We start from the raw sequence: 6744 nt of genomic DNA, 5'->3' as shown, positions 1-6744 counted from the left end.
GTAGATCGCCAGCAGGGCGTCCTCGGGGGTCTTGCTGTCGTCCTTGTGCAGCGTGGCGGCGACGGCCTTGTCGTTTCCGTAGTACTTGAGGATCTCCTCGTCGCCGGTGAGCCCGTGATGGTCGCCCCGCCGATCTTCGGTCTTGGCCTGTGAGATCGCGCGCAGCAGCACCGTCACCGGCAGCTTGCGGGTCCGGTCGATGCGGACGTAGATGATGTTGTTGCCGTCGATCTCGAGTTCCAGCCAGGCGCCCCGATGGGGGATCACCGTGGCGGAGGGGAGCAGCCGCCCATTGGGGTCCGGGGACATGCTGTAATACACGCCCGGCGACCGCACCAGCTGGCTGACGACCACGCGCTCGGCCCCGTTGATCACGAACGTCCCTTGCTCGGTCATCAGCGGGAAGTCCCCCATGAAGACTTCCTGCTCTTTGACCTCGCCGGTCTCCTTGATCACCAGGCGGACCTGGACCTTGAGCGCGGCGCTATAGTTGTAGTCGCGTTCGCGGCACTCATCCACGGAGTACTTCAGCTGCTCCAGCCGGTAGCCGTCGAACTCCAGGCGGAGATCCCCCTGCTCGTCTTCCTGAGGGGTCCGGGACCGCCGCCGGCCCACCGCGAAGTGGAGCTCCAGGTTGCCGGTGAAGTCCTTGATCGGCGAGACCTCCTCGAAGACCTCGCGAATGCCCTCTTTCAAGAACCACTTGAAAGACTCACGCTGGATCTCGACGAGATTCGGGACGTCGAGGACGGCGGGGATCTTGGCGAAGCTAACCCGGCTCCGCTTGCCGTACCGGCTCACCTTCACCTCGCCGAGCCCCTTGAGCGTCCGCACGCCGGTGTGGGACTCGGCCGCCTGCGGAGGCGCCTGGAACACGGCCACCGGCGCCCGCTCGGCCTTGGTATCCAGCACGATCGTCCTCATCAAACGAGGATGGCGCTTTCGGCCGCCGGGGCCTGGTGACCCCTGAAGCTTCGATCGAGCGACCTCCTTGGCGACAAAGCGAAGCGGACCCGTCTTGACACGGGCACCCTTCTTCGATGCGGCAGTCCTGGTCCTGGCCTTGGATGGTGCGGCCTTTCCCTTCACGGGTTTCGCCTCCACGCGGAAATCACGTCAAAACGGCGCACGGGCGCAAGTGTGCAATGCCCTCAGGATCGCGGTGGGTTCGTAACCAGCATTAGCGCAGTAAATGGTATATTATCACCGACCAGGGTTTTTCGTCAAGGGGCAATAACTGACCGTGACCCGGCGGCCGAGTACGGCCGGGGCGGTGGGGGCATCCTGTGCGGATGCCGGGTCTATTTGATCTCGACAGTCGCGCCGACTTCTGTCAACTTGGTCTTGATCGTCTCGGCCTCTTGCTTGGTGACCTTCTCCTTGACCGGCTTGGGGGCCCCATCCACAAGGTCCTTGGCTTCCTTCAACCCGAGGCCGGTCAGCTCCCGCACGACCTTGATCACCTGAATCTTCTTGTCGCCGATCGCCGTCAGCACCGCATCAAACTCGGTCTGCTCTTCCACCGCGGCGGCCGCGGCGCCTCCCGCAGCTCCCCCCGCCGGGGCCATCGCCATCATCGGGGCCGCGGCGCTCACGCCGAACTTGTCCTCGAGCGCCTTCACGAGCTTGGACAGGTCCAGCGCGGACAGCCCCCCGATCGTATCCACAATCTGATCAACGGTCATCTTCTCTGCGGTCATCTTCTCTGCGGTCATCTTCTCTGCCATGGATCATCCCTCCCCAATCCCCAAAGTCGGAACTATGCGGTTCCCTCGGCCGGCGCAACCTCAGCCGGGGTGGCCGGCGCAGACTCAGCCGGGGCGGTCGCGGCCTCCGGTGCAGTTGCGGCTTCCGGCGCGGTCACGGCCCCTGGTGCGGTCGCGGCTTCTGGTGCGGTCGCGGCTTCTGGTGTGGTCGCGCCCCCTGGTGTCGCGACTTCTGGTGCGGTTGCGGCCTCCGGTGCGCTCCCTCCACCCTCCGCCTCAAGCTTCGCGCGCAGCGCGTCGAGCGCGGTCACCAGCCCACGCGCCGGAGCGCTGAGCACTGACACCATCATCCTCAGCGGCGCCTGGATCATCCCGACCGTCCTTGCCAGCAACTCGATACGAGTCGGCAGGATCGCCAGGGCGCGCATGCCGGCGGCGTCCAGCGCCTCTCCCGACACCACTCCGCCTTTGATCTCCAGCTTTCGATACTGCCGGATGAACTCTTGAAGCAGACGCGCTGGTACGCTGGGATCGTCCTGCCCGAACACGACCGCGGTGGGTCCGGAGAGGAACTGGGAGAGGTCCTTGTACCCGCACCGTTCGGCGGCGATGGCGAGCAGGGTGTTCTTGGCGACCCGGTACTCGATGTTGGCCTCCCGGAGCCGGCCCCGCAGCGCACCGATCTCATCCACGGTGAGCCCCCGGTAGTCTGTCAGGATGACCACCTGCGATGCCCGGAGACGGCGTTCTAGGTCTTCGACCACCGCGACTTTCTCGGGCCTCGGGTCCGCCATTCGATCCTCCTCAATCCTCATGCGCGGCGCAAGCACCCCCTGCGGGGTGTAAACCCTCCGTGCGGAGGGCAAGCAAAAGAGACCCCCCGTAGACAAGGAGCCTCCTGGTGAGAGCCTCGACGGGCGGTTACGGAACCCTTAGGCGCGTAGCGCGCACCCGTTGTCTACGGCGTATGCTGCGCGCGGTCTCGCCGGCGCGCCTGTAGTATACCCTGGCCAATGCGGCGAGTCAAACGCCGCTTCGCATGACCCGTGGGAGGGCGAATCTACGCTGCTCCTGCCACCGCCAGCGCCGCCGTCTTGGCCGGATCGATCGGGATGCCCGGCGTCATCGTCCCGGACAGGCTGATGCTCTTGAGGTACTGACCCTTGCTCGCCGCCGGCTTCGCCCGGATCACCGCGGTCAGCAACGTGTTGAGATTCTCGAGCAGGGCCTGCTCCGAAAACGACGCTTTGCCCACGGGGACGTGGAGGATCCCGAACTTGTCTACCCGATACTCGATCTTGCCGGCCTTGATCTCCCGCACCGCCCGGGCCAGATCAAACGTGACGGTCCCGGCCTTCGGGTTGGGCATGAGGCCCCGCGGGCCGAGCACGCGACCCAACCGCCCGACCACGTTCATGACGTCGGGCGCCGCAGCGGCCACGTCAAATTCGAGCCAGCCGCCCTGGATCTTCTCCACGTATTCCTCGAGCCCGACGTAATCGGCGCCGGCCTCCTGCGCCTCTTTGACCTTTTCCCCCTTGGCAAACACCAGGAGGCGCACGGATTTACCGGTCCCATGGGGCAGCACTACAGTCCCCCGCACCTGTTGATCGGCCTGCTTCGAATCGATCCCGAGCCTCATGCTGACCTCGATAGTCTGGTCAAATTTTGTCGCCGGCATCTGCTTGAGCAGCGACACCGCGGCCTGGGGATCGAACGACTGCCCCTCGGGGATGAGCTTCGCTGCTTCTCGATACCGCTTCCCATGATTCGCCATGGTGCGTGCCTCCCCGAGGTTTACCCGACCTCGATGCCCATGCTGCGTGCTGTCCCCTCGATCATCCGCATCGCCGCCTGCAAATCTTTCGTGTTCAGATCCTGGAGCTTCGTCTCAGCGATCTCCTGGATCTGGCGGCGGGTCACCTTCCCGAGCTTCTTTTTGTTGGGTTCGCCCGAGCCCTTCTCCAGCCCCGCGGCCTTCTTGAGGAGCACGGACGCGGGTGGGGTCTTGGTGACGAAGGTAAACGTCCGGTCCGCGAAGACCGTGATCTCGACGGGGACGATCGTGCCGGCCTGGCGCGCGGTCCTCTCGTTGTACGTTTTGCAGAACTCCATGATGTTGACGCCGTGCTGGCCCAACGCCGGTCCGACGGGCGGGGCCGGGGTCGCTTTGCCCGCCGGGATTTGGAGCTTGACGATCGCGACAACCTTTTTCATGATTCCTCCGCACGCGCGCCGGCGCTAGATCTTCTCCACCTGCGCGAAATCCAGTTCGACCGGGGTCTCGCGCCCAAAGATCGACACCAGCACGCGCACCTTTTCCTTCTCAGGGAGAATCTCATCGACGATCCCGCTGAAGTCCATAAACGGACCGGAGTTGATGCGGACCGACGATCCCTTTTGATAGGTGATCCGGAACTTGGGGGTCTCATCGCCGAGTTGCCGGAGAATCGCCTTGACCTCGCGATCCTGCAGGGGCAACGGCTTGCTCCCCGACCCCACGAATCCCGTCACGCCGGGGGTGTTCCGCACTACGTACCAGGAGTCGTCGTCCATCAGCATCTCGACGAGGACATATCCGGGGAAGACCTTCTTCTTGGCGATCCGCCGTTTTCCATCCTTGACTTCGATCTCGTCTTCGGTCGGGACGAGGACCCGGAAGATCTTTTCGTTCATCGCCATGGACGCCACACGGCGCTCCAGATTGGTCCGCACCTTGTTCTCATATCCTGAGTACGTGTGAATCACGAACCATGCGCGGCCATCGCGCGCAGCCGGGGGCTGATCTTCGAGACCGGGGGGGGTCTCGACCACGCCCTCCGCGGTGGCTGCGCTACCGTCCGCCTCCGCCTCAGGCTCCAGGACCGCCGTTTCGGCGTCAGGCGGGGTCACGACGCCGACCGAAGACGCGGCCCCTTGCCCCTCCTCCACCGTGGCGGACGGCCGGGGTTCCTCGGGCTCGTCTCGGAACAGCTTCTGAATGAGGGCTGCCGTGTCCGGCTTGCCCCCCTGCGGTCGGTTGCGCTCGTCCCCCATGGGTTCCGCTCCCTCGCGGCCGGCCCGCGCTAGCGTTTAAAGAGATAACTGAACAGCTGCGCGAAAAAGAAGTCCCACCCGGCCAGATACGCTGCTGTCACCATGAGGACGAACAACACGACGATCGTCGAGGCTATGACGGTTTGACGGTCCGGCCAGGCGACCCGATTCATCTCCGCCCGGACATCGGTGAGAAACTGCACGGCCACGGCCCACAGACGCGCCACTCGTCGAACCTGGAACCGCCCCGGCCGGGATCCCCGGTCCGCCGTCTTCGGACGGTCCGGGCCCTTCGTGGAGACGCCCCCGGACGCGGGTGCCCCTGCCGGGGAGACTCGCACCGGCTTGCCGAGCGCAGATCCGGAAACGCCGTCGCTGGCGCGCGCCATGAAGTTGCCTCCAAAACAAAAAAAGACTTCTTGCCGGTTATGATTATTATACCAGCGCCACCCCGGCTGTCAACGGCGGGGCCGCGGAGGGCGCCGGAGGGTCAGCGGCTGGTCTCCGCCCGAACCCTCCGGTCAGGTGGAGGCGGCTCGTCCTTCTGGGGGACATGCCAGCCATTGAGGCTGATCGGGAGAAAGAGGCGCCGGAGTCGCTCGCGCACGGCGAGTCCCACGGCAAGGTCCCAGCAGTTCACGATCGCCAGCCGGAACCCCCCCGGGGGCATGGCGTGCTGTTCGCGGGGCTTGGCCGGATCGAAGGTAATCTGAATGCTCGAGACGCCGGGCGCGCGCCGCAGCGCGTCGACCGCCCCCCGATCGATCGTGTACACGAGATCGTGCCGGCCGAAGAGGACAACGCTGTATCCGGTCTTCTGCCGGGGCGAGAATCGCCACCGGTTATCCGTGTACAGATGCACAACGCTCTCCAGCCACCCCGGTCCATTGATGTCCACCCACTGCTCCGACATGCGCAGGTGGCATTCGATGATTTTGCCGCCGATCGTCTCGAAGTTCACGATGCCGGTGAACCCGCACAGATGCCGGCCGATCCAGCCGCCGAGGTAGCGCTCCAGACGAGGACGCGGGCAGGCATGGATCGTCCAGTAATCGAACATGCCCCGCGCGAGCGCCCTCCCCGTCGTGTGGCGCCACCACCGGGGACGACCACGCACCAGCGCGACGTCCGTGCTGACATGCCGCCCGGTGAGCAGCGCCATCCACATGTGCCCCGGCGTAAAGTGCGCTTCGAGCTCAACCGCTGAACGGATCACCCGACCCCCGATCCCCATCCCGTGGAGGTTGGTGGCGGGCTTGCTGAACACGGGGAACGACGCGGGCCCGACCCCGTGGGGCCCATTGGAGATCCCTTGGCTGTCACAGATAAAGAGCTTGCTGAAGGTGTACCGGTATGCCGGATAGAGGCGCCAGGCCGTGGGGTCGTCGATCGGGATCACCACATGGTCAGGACAGGCGACCGGGGCGAAGTACTGCCATCTCCAGGGGTCGACCCCTTCATATGGCATGGATCACGCTCTGATCTGGACGGTGCTCGACCGCGGAACCCCGGCCCGGACGTTGGAAGGGGTCGGGCGCATCCTCCGACAGACCCTCCTCGCCGGTCTGGGGCTGGCAGGGGCGGAGGGACTTGAACCCCCGACCACCGGTTTTGGAGACCGGCGCTCTACCAACTGAGCTACGCCCCTGTGTGATCATGATCTCCTTAGCGCGTCTCCCGGTGCGCGGTATGCTTTCGACACCACCGGCAGTACTTGCTGTGCTCGACGCGATCGGGGGTGTTCTTCTTGTTCTTCGTCGTCGTGTAGTTCCGACGCTTGCACTCCGTACACGCCAAAGTGATGATATCGCGCGGCATCTGTGCTCCTCCACCGTTGTCTTTACCCTCTGCGGCAGGGGGTTAGTCGAGGATCTTGGCCACGACCCCCGCGCCCACCGTCCGGCCCCCCTCCCGCACCGCGAACCGCTGCCCTTCCTCCAACGCGATCGGCGTGATCAACGCCGCCTCCATCGTCACGTTGTCCCCCGGCATCACCATCTCC

10 protein-coding genes and 1 tRNA gene are annotated in these 6744 nt (G+C 65.1%); all 11 read right to left on the bottom strand.

Going from position 1 to position 6744, the window contains the following annotated elements; translation table 11 throughout:
* On the bottom strand, positions 1-807 hold an 807-nt coding region (locus VFP86_13505; protein HET9000653.1), incomplete at its 3' end, for a hypothetical protein.
* Between the two features lie 494 nt (positions 808-1301).
* A complete protein-coding gene (gene rplL, locus VFP86_13500; GenBank protein ID HET9000652.1) occupies positions 1302-1685 on the bottom strand; it encodes a 50S ribosomal protein L7/L12 in 384 nt (127 codons plus the stop codon).
* A 74-nt stretch (positions 1686-1759) separates the two neighbouring features.
* Positions 1760-2500, bottom strand: a complete 741-nt coding sequence (gene rplJ / locus VFP86_13495) for a 50S ribosomal protein L10 (GenBank protein HET9000651.1) — start codon at positions 2498-2500, stop codon at positions 1760-1762.
* A gap of 266 nt (positions 2501-2766) precedes the next feature.
* A complete protein-coding gene (gene rplA, locus VFP86_13490) occupies positions 2767-3483 on the bottom strand; it encodes a 50S ribosomal protein L1 (protein HET9000650.1) in 717 nt (238 codons plus the stop codon).
* A gap of 20 nt (positions 3484-3503) precedes the next feature.
* Positions 3504-3926, bottom strand: a complete 423-nt coding sequence (rplK, locus tag VFP86_13485) for a 50S ribosomal protein L11 (GenBank protein ID HET9000649.1) — start codon at positions 3924-3926, stop codon at positions 3504-3506.
* A 21-nt stretch (positions 3927-3947) separates the two neighbouring features.
* Complete coding sequence (nusG, locus tag VFP86_13480; protein HET9000648.1) at positions 3948-4520, bottom strand: transcription termination/antitermination protein NusG; 573 nt, start codon at positions 4518-4520, stop codon at positions 3948-3950.
* 251 nt (positions 4521-4771) lie between these two features.
* Positions 4772-5131 carry a preprotein translocase subunit SecE gene (secE, locus tag VFP86_13475; protein HET9000647.1) on the bottom strand — a complete coding sequence of 120 codons (360 nt, stop codon included), beginning with the start codon at positions 5129-5131 and terminating at the stop codon, positions 4772-4774.
* 101 nt (positions 5132-5232) lie between these two features.
* Positions 5233-6210, bottom strand: coding sequence for a hypothetical protein (locus VFP86_13470; protein HET9000646.1), 978 nt, complete (start codon positions 6208-6210; stop codon positions 5233-5235).
* A gap of 104 nt (positions 6211-6314) precedes the next feature.
* Positions 6315-6390, bottom strand: a tRNA-Trp gene (locus tag VFP86_13465).
* A 17-nt stretch (positions 6391-6407) separates the two neighbouring features.
* Positions 6408-6560, bottom strand: a complete 153-nt coding sequence (rpmG, locus tag VFP86_13460; GenBank protein ID HET9000645.1) for a 50S ribosomal protein L33 — start codon at positions 6558-6560, stop codon at positions 6408-6410.
* 42 nt (positions 6561-6602) lie between these two features.
* Positions 6603-6744: elongation factor Tu (gene tuf, locus VFP86_13455; GenBank protein ID HET9000644.1), on the bottom strand; the 142-nt coding region annotated here is incomplete at its 5' end.

The organism is bacterium (genome assembly GCA_035703895.1).
GTDB lineage: Bacteria > Sysuimicrobiota > Sysuimicrobiia > Sysuimicrobiales > Segetimicrobiaceae > Segetimicrobium.
The sequence above is the reverse complement of the archived record's forward strand: the minus strand, read 5'-3'. Positions and strand labels throughout refer to the sequence as shown.